Source organism: Arthrobacter oryzae, from assembly GCF_031454875.1.
Lineage (GTDB): Bacteria > Actinomycetota > Actinomycetes > Actinomycetales > Micrococcaceae > Arthrobacter > Arthrobacter oryzae_D.
On the sequence record NZ_JAVDRQ010000005.1, the window covers coordinates 166,697 to 182,204 of the forward strand.

Below are 15,508 nucleotides of genomic sequence, written 5' to 3' on the forward strand. Positions count from 1 at the left end.
TGGGCTGTGCCTGAGAAATATTCGGCCTTACCGGGCATGTGCACCGTCCATGCGAATTCCGCGCATGACGCCGTCACCAAACTGTGCACACTGCCGCTCCTGGCCGGCGACAATATCTCCAGTGCGTTTGTGGTGCCGACGGTTGCCTCCTGCATTGACTTGGTGGTCCACTGCAGCCGCCAGTCCAGCGGACGGCGCCAGGTGACGGAGATCCTGTCGCTGGGCAGGCGGGTTGAAAACGGCATCATCGAATCGTCAATGGTCTTCGCGATGTCCGACGGCCACCTCCACCCCAAGGCCAACTCCATGCCCGCCGCTGAGAAGTTCGCCGCGGCAGGATTCGACGTTGCTGCCCTGCTGGAGGTCCGCTGATGGCCCCCGTGCTCGGTGTGCTCTTCGGCACCGGACTCTTCCTCATGTGGTGGTCTGCCTGGGAACAGCCTGAAAGGCCCAAACCCCTGCCGCGCTCCAGCCGGCTCAAGGACCTGCTGCGTGCGGCCGGGATTGAAAACGTCTCGGGGCTTGGCCTGATATCCACCTGCCTGGGCCTGGCAGCATTCGTCGGACTGATTTTCTTCGCTGTGACCCGGTCCTGGCCCATCTCAGCCTGCTTCGGCCTGTTCGGCGGGTGGCTCCCGATGGCACTTGTCAGATGGCGCGCCCGCAAACGCACGGCGACGCTGCGCCGATTATGGCCCGACGTTGTTGACCATCTTCGCTCCGCGATCAGGGCCGGGCTGTCCCTGCCGGAAGCGCTGATCCAACTGGGTGAAAAGGGTCCGGAGGAACTGCGGCACGTGTTTCGTGACTTTGGTGCCGACTATCGCGCCGGCGGCCAGTTCGACCCGGCGCTCAACAGGCTCAAGGAGCGCCTCGCAGATCCCGTCGCCGACCGGATTGTGGAAGCACTCAGGCTCACACGGGAGGTGGGCGGTTCAGACCTGGGACGGCTGCTGGGAACACTCGGCGAATTTCTCCGGGAGAGTGCCAGAACCAGAAGCGAGCTTGAAGCCCGGCAATCCTGGACAGTGAACGCTGCCCGGCTCGCAGTGGCTGCGCCCTGGATCGTGATGGTGCTGCTGGCCACCCGGCCGGAAGCCGTCGCCGCCTACAACACTCCGGTGGGGGCGGCTGTGCTCCTCGGCGGGTTGGTTGTGTCCGCCATCTGCTACTCCGTCATGCTGAGGATCGGTGCCCTCCCCGAGGACGAGCGGGTGCTCAGGTGACGTCGCCGGACGCAACGGCCGTGGTCTGCGGAGTCCTTCTCGGCGCGGGACTCTGGCTCCTGTTAGTACGGTTGCCCTTCATGCGGCCGGTCAGCTTCACGGAACGCATCGAACCGCAATTGAAGTCGCAAAACCTGGAATCCAGGCTGCTGTCGGCCGCCAACGACACCCTCACCCCATTCGGGCCGCTGGAACGCATACTGCGTCCGGTCCTCAAGGACGGGCTCTCGTTCCTGGGACGTTTCAACCTTGGGACGACGGCATTGGCCCGCAGGCTGGCCCAGGCCGGAATCAGGAAATCGGCCGTCGATTTCAGGGCTGAACAGCTGCTCTGGGCAGTCATGGGATTCGTTGCTGCCACCGGTCTGGTCCTAGTCGCCGCGGCAACGGGACGGTTCAATCCGTTCCTCGCAGTCGTCGCAATATTGGGCAGTGCCCTCGGAGGATTCCTGTTCAGGGACTACTGGCTCGGCGCCCAGATCAAGCGTCGTGAGAAACGGATGATGGCTGAGTTCCCGAGCCTCGCCGAGCTCATGGCACTTGCCGTCAGCGCAGGTGAAAGTGCCACCGGCGCGCTGGACCGGGTCTGCCGAAGCTCACACGGCGAACTGGCCAAGGAATTTGAATTGGTGCTCGGCGAAACCAGGGCCGGAAAACCGCTCATCGAAGCCCTGCAGCGGTTCTCTTCACGGACCGATTTGGGCCCCCTGGTGCGGTTTGTTGACGGAATTATCGTGGCGGTGGAACGGGGGACTCCCTTGGCGGATGTCCTCCGTGCCCAGGCCCAGGACGTCCGCGACACTGCCAAGCGCGATCTGATGGAATCGGCCGGAAAGAAGGAAATCGCCATGATGGTGCCGTTGGTTTTTGGTGTCCTTCCCTTGACCGTCATTTTTGCAGTGTTTCCCGGGCTCGCCGCCATCAGCCTCGGACTATAACCGTATCCAGATCGCCCGGACAGCCGGGACCAGACCCCAGCCGGAACCACAGAATGGAAGCTCAATGAAAAATCTCGGAATCCGTGCATTGGCCCTGATCCACACCTTCGCGCTGGTGTTCCGGGGATCGGGGGTCTCCCGGCCGGCAGGCCGTTCGGGCTTCTTCCGAGGCGGGGACCATCCCGAACGGGGTGATGTGCCGGGCTGGGTAATGATCACGCTCATGTCGGCCGTCCTCGTCGCCGCCCTGTTGGCTTTGGCCGGGCCGGCCCTGGAAGGGCTTTTCAACCAGGCCATGGACAAGGTCGGAAACTAGCCCATGCCGACGGCGGTCGCGGTGGCGGAAGGTGCGTCCCGCCGGACGGCGGAGAAACCGGCCGGATGTGACGGCACGTCCTCAAGGGAACGAGGCTCCGCCGTCGTTGACTTCGTCCTGGTGGGCAGCCTGCTCACGATGTTCTTCCTCGCGGTGATCCAGCTGACGTTGGTCCTGCACGTCCGCAACACGCTGATCGACGCTGCCGCTTCAGGGGCCAGATACGGCACACTCGCCGACCGGAACGCCGCCGACGCGCGGGACCGCACAGTCGAGCTGATCGCAACGGCGCTGAACTCGGACTTCGCCAAAGACGTGACCATCACGGAAGTGACGTTTCAGGGTATCCGCGCGCTGGAAGTGACAGTCAGGGCACCGCTGCCGGTGATCGGACTGATCGGTCCACGGGAGGCCCTGGAGGTGAAAGGCCATGCTGCGATTCAGCCGTAGGATTCAGGACTCGCTGACGCGCCGCCTGCAGGAAGCTACCTGCCTGCCGGAGCGCGCCGGGTACGAACGCGGGGAACAAATCGACAGAGCCCGCGAACCAGAATCGGGCACACTTTCCGGAAACGGCAAAACAGCCCCGGGGGAGCGGGGGAGCGCCGTCGTCGAGTTCACGTTCCTGGCCCTCCTCCTCATGGTCCCCCTTGTGTACTTCATCATCACAGTGGGGCAGATCCAGGGCGGCGCCTTCGCCGTTGTCGGCGCCGCTGACCAGGCCGCTAAGGTGTACGTTGCGCAGCCGGATGCTGAAAGCGGCCGCACCGCGGCCGAGCAGGCAGTCATGCTCGCCCTGGCGGACTACGGACATCCAGCGGACAACGCGCGGATGGACGCAAGCTGCCAGCCCTCGGACTGCCTCGCCCCCGGATCGGCTGTCACGATCACCGTCCACCTCACGGTCCCCCTGCCTTTCGTACCGTTCAGCGATGCGTTCCGCCTCAACGCAAGCCACCTGGACGCCTCCGCCACCCAGATTGTGGGGCGGTTCCGATAACGGCAAATACCCCGCACACTGAACCGGATGCGGAGGACGGGCAAATGATGGTCCTCATCATCGGCTACGTTCTCCTCGCGCTCCTTGTCACCACCGCAGTCATGGCGGCATCCGCCCTCTACCTCGAACATAAGAAGCTGCTGTCCGCGGCAGACGGGGCCTCCGTAGCGGCGGCCGACAGCTACACGCTGGGCCAGGTCGAGACCGAAGGCGGGAGTCCCACAGCCGTGCTCAACGGTGCACGGGTGCGCAGCGTCGCCGCCGACTACCTCCTTCGGAATGACGCCCATGCCAGATTCCACGGGCTCGCCGTGGCGCCAGCCACCGGCAGCCCGGACGGTTCCACCGCCGTCGTTGTGCTGACCGCAGAGGTGCATCCTCCGATCGTTAATTTCCTCATCCCGGACGGAATCAGGATTGAGGCGACATCCACGGCGCGTTCCCGTCTTGTCCGTTAGCGGTCCGGACCCGGTGACGGGCGGCTAGGAAGGATAGCGTAGGCTTTAACAACCATGGCTCAAATTGATTTTTCCGCAGAAATCCGCGCCCTGCGCGCCACCTACTCCTCCATCGAAAACGTCTCGAATGTTGAGGAGCTGAAGGAAGACATCGCCGAACTGAGCGAGCGCGCCGGCGAGCCGAACCTCTGGGACGACCCCGCGGCCGCACAGAAGATCACCTCCCGGCTCTCGCACCGCCAGAGCGAACTCGAACGGCTCAACACCCTGGTTTCCCGGATCGACGACCTTGAGGTCCTGGTGGAGCTGGGCCAGGACGAGGACGACGCCGATTCCATGGGCGAGGCCGCGGCAGAGCTTGAGTCCATCCGCAAATCGTTGAAGGACCTTGAAGTAGTGACGCTTCTGTCCGGTGAGTTCGACGAGCGTGAAGCAGTTGTCACCATCCGAGCAGGCGCCGGCGGCGTGGACGCCGCCGACTTCGCTGAAATGCTGCTCCGCATGTACCTGCGTTGGGCCGAACGCCACGGCTACCCGACCACCATCATGGACACCTCCTACGCCGAGGAAGCCGGGCTTAAGTCAGCCACCTTCGAAGTCAACGCCCCGTATGCCTTCGGCACGCTGAGCGTCGAAGCCGGCACCCACCGCCTGGTCCGGATCAGTCCCTTCGACAACCAGGGCCGCCGCCAGACGTCCTTCGCTGCCGTCGAAGTGATTCCGCTGATTGAGCAGACGGACTCCATCGATATCCCGGACAACGAAATCCGCGTCGACGTCTTCCGGTCATCCGGCCCCGGCGGCCAGTCCGTGAACACCACCGACTCGGCCGTGCGCCTGACGCACATTCCCACCGGGACCGTGGTGTCCATGCAGAACGAAAAATCCCAGCTCCAGAACCGTGCCGCCGCCCTGCGGGTCCTCCAGTCCAGGCTCCTGCTTCTCAAGAAGGAGCAGGAAGACGCTGAAAAGAAGGCCTTCGCCGGGGACGTCAAGGCGTCCTGGGGGGACCAGATGCGCTCCTATGTGCTGAACCCGTACCAGATGGTCAAGGACCTCCGGACCGAGCACGAAGTCGGTAACACCTCGGCAGTGTTCGACGGCGAAATCGACGATTTCATTGACGCCGGCATCCGCTGGCGTACCGACAACCGCAACGCCGCCAACTAGGAGCACACGTTGGCGGGGCGTTCCATTCGGTGGCTGAAAACCTGCGACACGCGCCGGAACTCCAGCTTTTCTGCAGGTTGCCGTGCGTATAGTCGAGGGGCCGGAGCTCTACTTCCCCCAAAAGAAAGCCCGTGCGCCGGCTGCAGTACTGGGCTCCATCAGCCGTGTCCTGCAGGGTACTTAGGGCAATGATCCGTTTCGAAAATGTCACCAAGGTCTACGACCAGACGGCCCGGCCGGCGCTGGACTCTGTCAACCTTGAAATTGACCGTGGTGAATTCGCGTTCCTCGTGGGCGCCTCCGGTTCCGGCAAATCCACCTTCCTCCGCCTGGTGCTCAAAGAAGACCGGGCAACCTCTGGCGCCGTGTATGTGGCCGGCCAGAACGTAGCGAACATTTCGAGCTGGCGCGTACCGCGGCTGCGCCGGGGGATCGGCGTCGTGTTCCAGGACTTCCGGCTCCTCCCGCAGAAGAATGTCTTCGCGAACGTCGCCTTCGCCATGCAGGTCATCGGCAAGAGCCGCAGCATCATCCGGGACACGGTCCCCGAGGTCCTCAAAACGGTTGGCCTGGAAGGCAAGGAACACCGGATGCCGCACGAGCTTTCGGGCGGCGAGCAGCAGCGCGTGGCGATTGCCCGCGCCGTGGTCAACCGTCCGGGGATCCTCCTGGCGGACGAACCCACCGGAAACCTCGACCCCACCACTTCCATGGGCATCATGGGCGTCCTGGACAAGATTAACCAGAACGGCACCACTGTGGTGATGGCAACGCACGACGACGACATCGTCAACGAAATGCGCAAACGAGTGGTGGAGCTCCGGAACGGCGTTGTCATCCGTGACGAAGCCCGTGCCCTGTACACCTCGATGATTCCGGTCGTGGGGCAGTCCCGGCGCCTTAAGGATGCCAGCGGACGCCCGGACGAGTCGGCAGCCGAACCCGGAGACGGCTCCGTCCCCTCGTCTTCAGGGGAGGCGAAGTGAGGCTCGCATTCATTCTCAGCGAGATCGGCAGCGGACTGAGGCGCAACCTGTCCATGGTTGTGTCGGTAATCCTGGTGACGTTCGTGTCGCTGACGTTCGTCGGCGCTGCCGGCATGCTCCAGCTGCAGATCAACCAGATGAAGGGCTACTGGTACGACAAAGTCCAGGTGGCAATCTTCCTTTGCGGTGACGGCTCGACGGCGGCCGGCTGCGCCACCGGGACGGCCACGCCGGAACAGCAGGAGAACCTGCGCACGCTCCTGGAATCACCCGCAGTGGCCCAGTACATCAACGACTTCCAGTTCGAGTCCAAAGACGACGCGTACAGGCACTTCAAAGAGCAGTTCTCCAACTCCCCGATTGTTGACTCGGTGACCCCGGACCAGCTGCCGGCCTCTTTCCGGATCAACATGAAGGATCCGGAAAAGTACCAGATCATCAGCGAGACGTTTTCCTCGCAGCCAGGCGTTGAGACCGTGATCGACCAGCGACAGGTCCTGGAACGCCTCTTCTCGGTGATGAACGCCGCGTCCCTGGTGGCCGTGATCATCGCCGGCGTGATGATCATCTGCGCGATCCTGCTGATCGCGACTACCATCCGGCTCTCCGCTTTCAGCAGGCGGCGGGAGACCGGAATCATGAGGCTGGTCGGCGCCTCCAAGATCGTTATCCAGCTGCCGTTCATTCTCGAAGGCGTCATCGCCGCCGTGATCGGAGCTGCGCTGGCATCCGGCACCCTCTGGGCCGTGGCCCACTTCTTCCTTGGCGAGTACATGTCCAAGCAATATCCGGACACGGCGTTCATCTCGCCGGCGCAGACGCTGATCCTCGCCCCGGCGCTGCTCGCCTTGGGCGCAACTTTGGCTGGAATTTCGTCTCTCTTGACCTTACGTAGATATTTGCGGGTCTAGGCTGTGGCTACCAACGAAGGAATGATGATGACAGCTATGGACCAAAAGGCCCGCCGGTTTCGGCCTGCCGGCCGGGGCAGCCGCATAGTCAGTGCCGCCCTGGCCCTGATCCTGGCCGCCAGCCTGGGTGCCTCCACGCCCGTGGCCTTCGCGGACGAGCTTGAAGACAAGCAGGCCGCCCTCGAAGCCGAGGCAGCCCGTGTGCAGCAGTCCCTTGAGTTCGTGGACGCCAAGATTGCCAAGGCCGCAGGGGACCTGGTGATCTACCAGGGGCAGCTTCCGGCCGCACAGCAGGCGCTGCTTGAGGCGCAGGGCCGGGTTGCGAGTGCAGTCAAGGAAGTCGAGGCCCTTGCCGCCCGCGTGGATCTGGCGCAGCAGAACAAAGCCAAGATCACGCAGCAGCTTGAGACGGACAAGCAGAAGATCGCCGACACCAAGAAACTCATCGGCCAGATTGCCACCCAGGCCTACAAGTCCGGCGGCGTTCCGTCCAACCTCACGCTCTTTTTCGGGTCCAAGAGCGGCGGAAGCCTGACGGACACCATCGACCTCGCCGATCAGGCGATGCGCAGCCAGAACTCGGCAATGGACAAGCTGTCCCAGCAGAACGCAACCAACGTCAATTCGCAGGCACGCCTGCAAGCCGTTGAAGCGGAGATCAAGGACCTCAAGGCCAAGGCTGACGCCGCCCTGGCCCGGGAGAAAGCAGCCCGTGACGAGGCCGCGGCCAAGAAGGAACAGGTGGACAAGCTCATCGCTGACACCACCCGCCTCAACAACGAGCTGCAGGCAGCCAAGCCCGGCATCCAGAACCAGCTCTCCAAGGTCCAGGCGGCGCAGAATGCAGTAGCCGCCGAGATCGTCGAGCGGGACCGGAAACTCCGGGAAGCCTGGGAAGCCGAACAGCGCCGCATAGCCGAGGCTGCCGCCGCAGCAGCAAGGGCGGCCGGACAGGCAGCCCAGCCGTACGTCCCGCAGATCGGGCCGCCCTCAGCTTTCGGGCTGCGGCACCCGTTCTCGTCCGACGTCGCCATCACCTCGGGATTCGGCTGGCGTGCGACGCCTCCCGGTACCGTGGACTTCTACGGCTCCGGTGGATACATGCACACCGGTATCGACTTCGGCGCAGGCTGCGGCACTCCTGTTTATGCTCCGGCTGCCGGCACCATTGTCTCGGCGGGCTGGAGCAACGACGGCGGCGGCAACAACGTCAAAATTTCACATGGCGTGGTCCAGGGCAACTCATTGACCACCATCTATTACCACAACAGCAGCGTGGTGGTCTCGATGGGCCAGCAGGTCAGCCAAGGCCAGCTCATTGCGTATTCAGGAACCACCGGCAACTCGACGGGCTGCCATTCGCACTTCGAAACCTGGCTCAACGGGCAGGCCGTGGATCCCATGATCCTGCTCTGACGGTCCCCGCGTGCCGGGCGATGACCGGCACAAACGGCATGCCCCCGGGCCTGCCGTAGAATTAAGTAGCTCCGAGCCACGCGGCCGGGGCGTCCATCCAGACCACGAGCTGAGGAGTTCTACCGTGCCGAAAGAAAGTGGCCGTAAGGTAGTGGCCACCAACCGGAAGGCCCGGCATGACTACCATGTCCTCGATACCTACGAGGCAGGCATCGCCCTGATGGGGACGGAAGTGAAGTCCCTCCGTGAGGGGCATGCGTCCATGGTTGACGGGTTCTGCACGTTCTACAATGACGAGCTGTGGATGGAGGGCATCCACATCCCTGAATACAATCAGGGAAGCTGGACCAACCACTCAGCCCGCAGGCGGCGCAAACTGCTGCTCCACCGCGAGGAACTGACCAAGATCTCGCATAAGATCCGTGAATCCGGCTTCACGATCGTCCCCCTTCAGCTGTACTTCCTGGACGGCCGGGCGAAAGTGGAGATCGGCGTCGCCCGCGGTAAGAAGGAATACGACAAGCGCCAGACGCTCCGCGAACAGCAGGACAAGCGCGAAGCGCTGCGCGTCATGCGCGAGCGGAACCGCGGCTGACCCCGGACCCCGGCCGCGGGCAGTCGTACGAAGCTGCCCCGCGCAACCAGCAGCGGCTCGGAACACGCAGGTGCCGCCGGGAATGATTCCTGGCAACAGTGCGTTATGATTGGTAGTCCGGGAAGGAACGGCGCGGAACCCGCAAAACGGTTCCGCAAGGGTCCTGACCGGTTTGATAACAAAATACGGGGATGATCGGTTTCGACGATGTTAGTCGCGACAGGTGAAGCGGGCCGAGGATGCAGAATTATCTCGTAAACGCTGTCTGCAAAACAATAAGTGCCAAACAAACGCGCACTGACTTCGCTCTCGCTGCCTAAGCAGTAAGACAGTCCGTCAGCCCGGGAATGCTATCGTCCCGGATCCTGGCGTCATTAAGATAGCCACTGCTGTTTACCTTCGTCATTGGGGTGAACGGGACTCTTAAATGACTGGGCCCGGATCAGCTACTTGTTTGCAGGATAGCTGGGGCCGAGAAAATCCGACGCAAACTGCGCCCGGAGAAGCCCTGACAACACGACATCGGACGGGGGTTCAATTCCCCCCATCTCCACCATCGGGACGGCGGCAACGCCGTCCCACCCCGTGCAAAAGGCCGGAAGCGAAAGCTTCCGGCCTTTTGTGTTTTCAACACCGTTTCCGCATCCCCTCGGCCACCAGCGGCCGCGGGGCGTCAGCGCTTCTTGATGTGCGCGACAGGGTCCACGTGGGCGTCCGTCTCGTGCTTGGACTTCTTGTCGGCCCTTTTTTGCTTGATAGTCTTGTCCGATTTCTTGGTGACCTGCCGGTGCGGCGATTTGTCAGGCATGTCGCCCTCCCTAACGTCGGGGCCCTGAATAGGCCCCGTGCTTGTAAGGTACGCCTGTTTCGTCGCGAATGTAACTGGCACCAGCGCCGGATTCGTGCCTCGCTCCGTTCACGCCCGGCAGCGAACCCTGCCCGGCGCGAAGGCCGTCAGGAACCAGGTACTTCAACGTCTACGATGCCGACAAAACGGCTGCCGATCCCCTCATATTCGCTCCGAACCAGTCCCGGCAGAACCGGCGGGAGGTCATTGAGCGCGTGGTGGGCGCAGCAGACGTACGTAAACGGCGGCCACCATTTCTTTGGCCGCGCGGCTTCCGAGAAACCGCAGACGGCGCAGGTCAGCTGGACCCAGACGGGGCGCTTGCCGGTCCGGTTGGCCTTGGACTGGACCAGCCAGGCCGGGGGATTGTCCAGGAGTTCGGACAGCTCGGCGTCGGACAGCCTGGCGGGGATACCGTGACGGTGTGCCATTTCCAGCGGGATATCAAGGATCTGAGCTGCTTCACGTCGCGTAACCATTCGTTTAACGATACGGGATGCGGGGCCGCCGCGGATTCACGGTTCACCCGCGGCGCGACGCACGCGCACCGTTTGGGAATTCACAGGCACGTCAGCCCGCGAGGGCTATGCCCGCCGCTGCCGCGGAGAGCCCGGCAACGAGATTTGCGGCGACGTTCAGCGCCGCTGCCGGGTACCGCCCTTCACTGACCAGCCGGATGGTTGCCGTGGTCCAGGAGCTGAACGTCGTCAGGCCGCCAGCAAGTCCCGTGGCGATCGCCGCGTGCCATTCCTCGCCGAGCCCCAGCCGTCCGCTGACGCCCACGGACAGCCCGATGATGAGTGATCCAATGACATTCACCAGCAGCGTGGCCCATGGCCAGTGCCGACGCGTGCCGGTGCGGTGCGCGAACCAGGTGTCGATGGAAAACCTGAGCAGTCCTCCGGCGACGCCAAAAATACCCACGAGTACAGCCGTCATGAGGCTCCTCCGGTCCGGTCGCTCAGGGCCTTGCCGGCCTTCCACCCTGCAGCCGCGGCGCCGAGGCCCAGGACCAGGGAAAGGCCAAGATAGACCAGCAATATCAGGTGGTGACCGGAACGTGCCTGCTGGTCAACCGAGAAGACCACCGCCGAGAAGGTAGTGAAGGACCCGAGCAGCCCCGGACCGATCCCGGCCCTCAGCCAGAACGCCGTCGTCGGGCGGGCGATCCAGAGCGTGGTGAGGGCCGCGAGGATAAAGCTTCCGCAGACATTGATGACCAACGTGGTCCAAGGGACCGTTCCTGCGGTTTCCGGGAAGAGGAAGCCCAGGCCGTAGCGCAGCTCCGTCCCCACGAGCGCGCCGATGGCCACCGCCGCCCACGCCCGCCAACCCGGGCCAGTGACAGCCGTCATGCAGGCAACACCGACGCAGGAAACACCGACGCAGGCGTCACCGGTTCAGGCGTCGGCAAGCCGGCAGCCGGCATGGCCCGTGTCGCTGTGTACCCACAGCGCTGATGAAACCTCATCGGCGAGGTCGAATTCGCGGTCGGCACCGGCCGGACCGATCCGGACCACAAGCGCTCCGCCGAATGGTTTCCGTCCGAGGACTTCGATGTCGGCGTCAAGGTCGATCTTCTCGGCGGACAGATAGCGCAGGAGGTCGGGGTTTTCGTCGCTGATCCTGGTGATCCGGCCCCGGTGGCCCTCATCGAGCTCGCTCATCCGGTGGGCTCGGGGCATGTGGACGGTGCCGTCCGCTGCGGGGATGGGATCGCCGTGCGGGTCGCGGAGGGGATTGCCGAGCTTCCCGGCCATCCGCTCAATGAAGGTGTCGGACACGGCGTGTTCCAGGAGCTCGGCTTCGTCGTGGACTTCGTCCCAGCTGTAGCCGAGTTCCTGGACGAGGTAGGTCTCAATGAGGCGGTGTCGCCTGACCATGGACAGCGCCAGCCGGATGCCGTCGTCCGTGAGGGTGATGGCACTGTAGGGCTTGTGGTCCACCAGGCCCTGGTCCTTGAGCTTGCGGACCATTTCCGACACCGAGGAGTTGGCGACGCCGAGCCGCTGTGCCAGTTGGGAGGAGGTAATCGGCTTATCCTGCCACTCCGTAAAGGAGTAAATGACCTTGACGTAGTCCTCGATCGAGGAGGAGGGCGCGCTGGTCTTCACGAGTCCAAGCCTACCGCTTTGCCTGCAGCACTCATGCCTTGAATGCCCGCCAGGTCTGGGTGAGGTAGGGGAGTCCGATGACGTCCCCGCGCGCGTGGGCCAGATGCTCGTGGAGGTACCAGTCCAGGTTTCCCCGGACTTTGGCCCTGGTGCCCTCACCGGCAGCCAGGTAGTAGCTGCGGGATTTGGCCAGTTCGACAATATCCTCGGTGGTTACCGCATCTTCCCAGCGTGTCAGGTGGCTCGCCAGCCCGGTGAACTCCGGCCCGATCGCAGGGCGGAAGTCCGGTTTGTGCACATCGCCGGCATGCATGATCCTGGAGAGCCGGTGGACCCACGGGACGGACGTATCCAGCTGGTTCCAGACCAGGCCCAGCACGCCGCCGGGCCGGAGGATACGGGAAAGTTCCGTGCTCGCCAGCCGCGGGTCGCACCAGTGCCACGCCTGGGCAACGCTGACGACGTCGAACGCACAGTCCGCGAGTCCGGTAGCCTCTGCGGTGCCCTCCGTCGCGGGAACTCCCGGAAGGGCGAGCCGCAGTTGCGCCAGCATGTCCGGCGAGGGGTCCACTGCCGAGACAGCCAGTCCGCGCTCCACCAGCAAGGCGGTGAACTTGCCCGTACCGGCTCCGACGTCGGCGGCAGCGGCCACTCCGGCTATGCTGCCGATCAGCCAGTCCGCCGAATCGGCAGGATAGCCGGGGCGGACACGGTCGTAGTGCTCCCCGCCGTCCTGGAAGCTTTGGCCGAGTTCGAACCGGCGCTGGTGGTGCAGTTTGGGGCCTCCCCGTGCCACGTGCAGTCTCCTTCGGGCAGGCTGGATTTCTTACCCCTCGAATTTACCGCACGCGCAGTGGCCTAGTCGTCGGTGCAGGGCGCAGCACCCGCGGTGCCGGGGGTGTTGGGTGCCCAGTCCGGGTAGGTGCGCGTGTCGTTGGCCGGCACCCACCGGCCCGCGTCAACCACGTAGTCCCAGCCGAGGCCGGTGCGGCGGAGTTCCTCGATGCCGGCGAGCAGGCGCTGGGCATCCTCCAGCCTGGACCCGACGCCGAAGCTTGCACGCAGCGAGCCGGACGGGAGTCCTAGGCGCTTGAGCAGCGGGTGGGCGCAGAACCGGCCATCACGGAGGCCAACACCGTGTTCGGCGGAAAGGTAGGCGGCCACCAGGCCCGCGTCGTAGCCCTCGACCGAGAAGTTGACCACGCCGATGGTGTCTGTCGCCTGGTCGGTGTCGCTGAAGATCTGATGGACGGTGACGCCGTCGATCTTCCGCAGGCCTTCCACCAGGAAGGACCTGATGGCGGTCTCGTGGGCGTGCCACAGCTCCTGGTCCAATGCCCCGATGACCTGGGTGGCACGGGCCAGCGTGGCTGCACCGAGAACGTTGGGCGACCCGCCTTCATGCCGTGCCGGTCCGGTGGCCCAGCTGACGGAATCCAGCCGCGCCTCACGGACGGCTCCGCCGCCGGCAAGGTGGGGAGTGCCGGCGTCGAGCCAGTCAGGCCGGCCCACCAGGACGCCCGAGCCGAACGGCGCGTACAGCTTGTGGCCCGAGAAAGCGAGGTAATCGACGTCGTCCGCTGCGATGTCAATGCGGCGGTGCGGAGCGAGCTGCGCTGCGTCCACAGCGATCCTTGCGCCGTGTCGGTGGGCCAGCGCCGCCAGCTCCCGGATCGGGAGGATCTCGCCGGTGACGTTGGAGGCCCCCGTGACTGCCAGGAGGCTGACGTCGCCCTGACTGAGCTCGGCGCGCAGGTTCTCCAGTGTGGCGCTCAGGGTGGGAGAGGCAACAACGCTGCGGTGCGGCACTCCCTGCCAGGGGAGCAGGTTGGCATGGTGTTCGATGTCGAGGTACAGCACCTCACCGGTGTGGCGGCCGTCGGCTACCGGCAGGCAGCCGGCCAGCAGGTTCAGGGAGTCCGTGGTGTTCCGGGTGAAGATGACGGAATCGTCAGCCCTGCCGCCGACGAATTCGCGGACGATGTTCCGGGCATTCTCGTACACCGAGGTGCTGATTTGCGATGCGTAGCCGGCGCCGCGGTGAACGCTGGCGTAGTACGGCAGGATTTCGTTCAGGTAGGCAGACACCACGGACAGGGCCGGAGCGGACGCTCCATAGTCCAGGTTCGCGTAGCGGACGTGGCCACCCTGGATGAGCGGAGCCTGGATCTCCGCCCCTGTGACGGCCGAGAGCGGGCGCTTGGCAACAGCAAAGCGTTCGTCCAGCAGGCCTGCGGCGGGGGCGGACGCGGTTCCGGGGTTTGCGGGGAACGTGGCAGTAGTCATGGGGACCTCACTGTAAAGGACCCCTCACTCCGGGGATCCGCGCTTGCCGGGTCCGTTCCGGACCGGCCTGGTCGTCACCCGGGGCACCCCACCGCGAATGGAGGGTTGCCGGCCAGCAAACCGGGGTTTAGCGCTGGCACTCGTGACCTGTTTCGAGATTAGGACATTCACCGCTCCGCGGGAAAGCCGCGGCAATTATTAAGCCTTTTGTTACGCCCGCCGAAAGAACGGGATTCGGCCGAATAAACGACGGCGGACACCCCTTTGGGAGGGTGTCCGCCGTCGTTTGTTCTGCGGTCTGCCGGTAACGCCGCACCGGGTAGCGGTGCGATGCGCCTGTCAGAACAGGTCGTCGAGGTCCGGGTTGAGCCGTTTAAGGACTTCGGAGTGGAGGATCGAGTTGGTGGCGAGTGCGTTGCCGCCGAAGGGGCCGTCCACTCCCTCCAGTGAGGTGAAGCGGCCGCCCGCTTCGGTAACAATCGGCACCAGGGCAGCCATGTCGTAGAGGTTCAGTTCCGGTTCGCAGGCGATGTCCACCGATCCCTCGGCCACCATGCAGTAGGACCAGAAGTCACCGTAAGCGCGGGTCCGCCACACCTCCTCGGTGAGGCCAAGGAACTCGTCCAGGTTGCCGCGCTCCTTCCAGCCGCCCAGGCTTGAGTAGGAGAGCGATGCGTCCGACAGCTCGGATACGTTCGACACTTTCAGGCGCGTGGCAGCAGCAAGGGACCGCCCCATGTAGGCGCCGGCGCCCTTGGCGGCCCACCAGCGCTTCCCCAATGCCGGCGCGCTGACCAGGCCGACCACCGGTTCGCCCTCATCGACGAGCGCGATCAGGGTGGCCCAGACGGGTACACCGCGGACGAAGTTCTTAGTGCCATCGATCGGATCGATGATCCAGCGGCGGGAACCATGCCCCGAACTGCCGAACTCTTCGCCCAGGACGGCGTCTCGCGGACGGGAGCGCGAGAGCTGTCCGCGGATGGATTCTTCAGCTGCCTTGTCGGCATCCGTTACCGGCGTCAGGTCCGGTTTGGTTTCAATCTGAAGGTCCAGCGCCTTGAAACGGCTCATGGTCTGGGAGTCAACAGAGTCGGCCAGGACATGGGCGAGTCGCAGGTCATCGTTGTAGCTCGTAGCGGGTTGGGTCATGGTTCCAAACTACCGTCTCTGCGGCCGGCCGGCCGGGATGCCACGTCCTGCACGGCGCTTACGCGGCCCTGAGCCATGGTGCGGCCGAGGTGC

The 15,508-nt window shown here is 64.4% G+C and carries 19 protein-coding genes, 1 other RNA gene, 1 pseudogene and 1 riboswitch; of the genes and pseudogenes, 13 read left to right on the forward strand and 8 right to left on the reverse strand.

Annotated elements, in window-relative coordinates; genetic code table 11:
* Nucleotides 1–21 precede the first annotated feature (21 nt).
* The 13 genes and pseudogenes from J2805_RS10715 to ssrA form a co-directional block, all read left to right on the forward strand.
* A pseudogene (locus J2805_RS10715) lies at nt 22–372 on the forward strand (CpaF family protein); the annotation flags it as partial.
* Nucleotides 372–1,226 carry a type II secretion system F family protein gene (locus J2805_RS10720; RefSeq protein WP_309975919.1) on the forward strand — a complete coding sequence of 285 codons (855 nt, stop codon included), beginning with the start codon at nt 372–374 and terminating at the stop codon, nt 1,224–1,226. The pseudogene J2805_RS10715 and the gene J2805_RS10720, both read left to right, overlap by 1 nt.
* Nucleotides 1,223–2,164, forward strand: coding sequence for a type II secretion system F family protein (locus tag J2805_RS10725; protein ID WP_309975921.1), 942 nt, complete (start codon nt 1,223–1,225; stop codon nt 2,162–2,164). The genes J2805_RS10720 and J2805_RS10725 overlap by 4 nt, the downstream gene beginning before the upstream one ends.
* A 64-nt stretch (nt 2,165–2,228) precedes the next feature.
* Entirely contained in the window at nt 2,229–2,480 is a 252-nt protein-coding gene (locus J2805_RS10730; RefSeq protein WP_309975923.1) for a hypothetical protein, read from the forward strand.
* Nucleotides 2,481–2,618: 138 nt separating this feature from the next.
* Nucleotides 2,619–2,930, forward strand: a complete 312-nt coding sequence (locus J2805_RS10735; RefSeq protein WP_396134316.1) for a TadE/TadG family type IV pilus assembly protein — start codon at nt 2,619–2,621, stop codon at nt 2,928–2,930.
* Nucleotides 2,911–3,480 carry a hypothetical protein gene (locus tag J2805_RS10740; protein WP_309975927.1) on the forward strand — a complete coding sequence of 190 codons (570 nt, stop codon included), beginning with the start codon at nt 2,911–2,913 and terminating at the stop codon, nt 3,478–3,480. Before J2805_RS10735 ends, J2805_RS10740 begins: the two co-directional genes overlap by 20 nt.
* A 44-nt stretch (nt 3,481–3,524) precedes the next feature.
* On the forward strand, nt 3,525–3,938 hold the full coding sequence (locus J2805_RS10745) for a pilus assembly protein TadG-related protein (RefSeq protein ID WP_309975929.1): 414 nt from the start codon (nt 3,525–3,527) through the stop codon (nt 3,936–3,938).
* A gap of 54 nt (nt 3,939–3,992) precedes the next feature.
* Entirely contained in the window at nt 3,993–5,108 is a 1,116-nt protein-coding gene (prfB, locus tag J2805_RS10750) for a peptide chain release factor 2 (RefSeq protein WP_309975930.1), read from the forward strand.
* A 188-nt stretch (nt 5,109–5,296) separates the two neighbouring features.
* Nucleotides 5,297–6,094 (forward strand): cell division ATP-binding protein FtsE, encoded by a 798-nt coding sequence (ftsE, locus tag J2805_RS10755; protein ID WP_309975932.1) that lies wholly within the window; start codon nt 5,297–5,299, stop codon nt 6,092–6,094.
* A complete protein-coding gene (ftsX, locus tag J2805_RS10760) occupies nt 6,091–7,005 on the forward strand; it encodes a permease-like cell division protein FtsX (protein WP_309975934.1) in 915 nt (304 codons plus the stop codon). Before ftsE ends, ftsX begins: the two co-directional genes overlap by 4 nt.
* 27 nt (nt 7,006–7,032) lie before the next feature.
* Entirely contained in the window at nt 7,033–8,421 is a 1,389-nt protein-coding gene (locus J2805_RS10765; protein WP_309975936.1) for a peptidoglycan DD-metalloendopeptidase family protein, read from the forward strand.
* Nucleotides 8,422–8,545: 124 nt separating this feature from the next.
* Nucleotides 8,546–9,016: an SsrA-binding protein SmpB gene (smpB, locus tag J2805_RS10770; protein WP_214842159.1), complete on the forward strand. Its 471-nt coding sequence runs from the start codon at nt 8,546–8,548 to the stop codon at nt 9,014–9,016.
* A gap of 187 nt (nt 9,017–9,203) precedes the next feature.
* Nucleotides 9,204–9,572, forward strand: a transfer-messenger RNA (tmRNA) gene (ssrA, locus tag J2805_RS10775).
* A gap of 117 nt (nt 9,573–9,689) precedes the next feature.
* On the opposite strand, the gene J2805_RS10780 is transcribed toward ssrA, so the two are convergent.
* From J2805_RS10780 to hisN, 8 genes are all read right to left on the reverse strand, one after another.
* Nucleotides 9,690–9,824, reverse strand: coding sequence for a hypothetical protein (locus J2805_RS10780; protein ID WP_309975939.1), 135 nt, complete (start codon nt 9,822–9,824; stop codon nt 9,690–9,692).
* A gap of 146 nt (nt 9,825–9,970) precedes the next feature.
* Complete coding sequence (locus J2805_RS10785; protein ID WP_309975940.1) at nt 9,971–10,342, reverse strand: hypothetical protein; 372 nt, start codon at nt 10,340–10,342, stop codon at nt 9,971–9,973.
* A gap of 91 nt (nt 10,343–10,433) precedes the next feature.
* Complete coding sequence (locus tag J2805_RS10790) at nt 10,434–10,802, reverse strand: fluoride efflux transporter FluC (protein WP_309975942.1); 369 nt, start codon at nt 10,800–10,802, stop codon at nt 10,434–10,436.
* Nucleotides 10,799–11,218 carry a fluoride efflux transporter FluC gene (locus J2805_RS10795; RefSeq protein ID WP_309975944.1) on the reverse strand — a complete coding sequence of 140 codons (420 nt, stop codon included), beginning with the start codon at nt 11,216–11,218 and terminating at the stop codon, nt 10,799–10,801. Before J2805_RS10795 ends, J2805_RS10790 begins: the two co-directional genes overlap by 4 nt.
* A 45-nt stretch (nt 11,219–11,263) precedes the next feature.
* The gene (locus J2805_RS10800) at nt 11,264–11,977 is read right to left on the reverse strand and encodes a metal-dependent transcriptional regulator (protein ID WP_309975946.1); all 714 of its coding nucleotides are present in this window, start codon (nt 11,975–11,977) and stop codon (nt 11,264–11,266) included.
* Nucleotides 11,978–12,008: 31 nt separating this feature from the next.
* Nucleotides 12,009–12,773, reverse strand: coding sequence for a class I SAM-dependent methyltransferase (locus tag J2805_RS10805; RefSeq protein ID WP_309975947.1), 765 nt, complete (start codon nt 12,771–12,773; stop codon nt 12,009–12,011).
* 62 nt (nt 12,774–12,835) lie between these two features.
* Nucleotides 12,836–14,263 carry an aminotransferase class V-fold PLP-dependent enzyme gene (locus tag J2805_RS10810; protein WP_309975949.1) on the reverse strand — a complete coding sequence of 476 codons (1,428 nt, stop codon included), beginning with the start codon at nt 14,261–14,263 and terminating at the stop codon, nt 12,836–12,838.
* Nucleotides 14,264–14,297: 34 nt separating this feature from the next.
* Nucleotides 14,298–14,411: riboswitch (SAM riboswitch) on the reverse strand.
* Between the two features lie 191 nt (nt 14,412–14,602).
* Nucleotides 14,603–15,415, reverse strand: a complete 813-nt coding sequence (gene hisN / locus J2805_RS10815) for a histidinol-phosphatase (protein ID WP_309975951.1) — start codon at nt 15,413–15,415, stop codon at nt 14,603–14,605.
* Between the last annotated feature and the right edge of the window lie 93 nt (nt 15,416–15,508).

What these genes read in the sequence shown, in the direction of transcription:
- J2805_RS10720 (WP_309975919.1), top strand. Translation starts at nt 372, where the DNA reads ATGGCCCCCGTGCTCGGTGTGCTCTTCGGCACCGGACTCTTCCTCATG.
- J2805_RS10730 (WP_309975923.1), top strand. Translation starts at nt 2,229, where the DNA reads ATGAAAAATCTCGGAATCCGTGCATTGGCCCTGATCCACACCTTCGCG.
- J2805_RS10735 (WP_396134316.1), top strand. Translation starts at nt 2,619, where the DNA reads ATGTTCTTCCTCGCGGTGATCCAGCTGACGTTGGTCCTGCACGTCCGC.
- J2805_RS10740 (WP_309975927.1), top strand. Translation starts at nt 2,911, where the DNA reads ATGCTGCGATTCAGCCGTAGGATTCAGGACTCGCTGACGCGCCGCCTG.
- J2805_RS10745 (WP_309975929.1), top strand. Translation starts at nt 3,525, where the DNA reads ATGATGGTCCTCATCATCGGCTACGTTCTCCTCGCGCTCCTTGTCACC.
- prfB (WP_309975930.1), top strand. Translation starts at nt 3,993, where the DNA reads ATGGCTCAAATTGATTTTTCCGCAGAAATCCGCGCCCTGCGCGCCACC.
- ftsE (WP_309975932.1), top strand. Translation starts at nt 5,297, where the DNA reads ATGATCCGTTTCGAAAATGTCACCAAGGTCTACGACCAGACGGCCCGG.
- J2805_RS10765 (WP_309975936.1), top strand. Translation starts at nt 7,033, where the DNA reads ATGACAGCTATGGACCAAAAGGCCCGCCGGTTTCGGCCTGCCGGCCGG.
- J2805_RS10780 (WP_309975939.1), bottom strand. Translation starts at nt 9,824, where the DNA reads ATGCCTGACAAATCGCCGCACCGGCAGGTCACCAAGAAATCGGACAAG.
- J2805_RS10785 (WP_309975940.1), bottom strand. Translation starts at nt 10,342, where the DNA reads ATGGTTACGCGACGTGAAGCAGCTCAGATCCTTGATATCCCGCTGGAA.
- J2805_RS10790 (WP_309975942.1), bottom strand. Translation starts at nt 10,802, where the DNA reads ATGACGGCTGTACTCGTGGGTATTTTTGGCGTCGCCGGAGGACTGCTC.
- J2805_RS10795 (WP_309975944.1), bottom strand. Translation starts at nt 11,218, where the DNA reads ATGACGGCTGTCACTGGCCCGGGTTGGCGGGCGTGGGCGGCGGTGGCC.
- J2805_RS10810 (WP_309975949.1), bottom strand. Translation starts at nt 14,263, where the DNA reads ATGACTACTGCCACGTTCCCCGCAAACCCCGGAACCGCGTCCGCCCCC.
- hisN (WP_309975951.1), bottom strand. Translation starts at nt 15,415, where the DNA reads ATGACCCAACCCGCTACGAGCTACAACGATGACCTGCGACTCGCCCAT.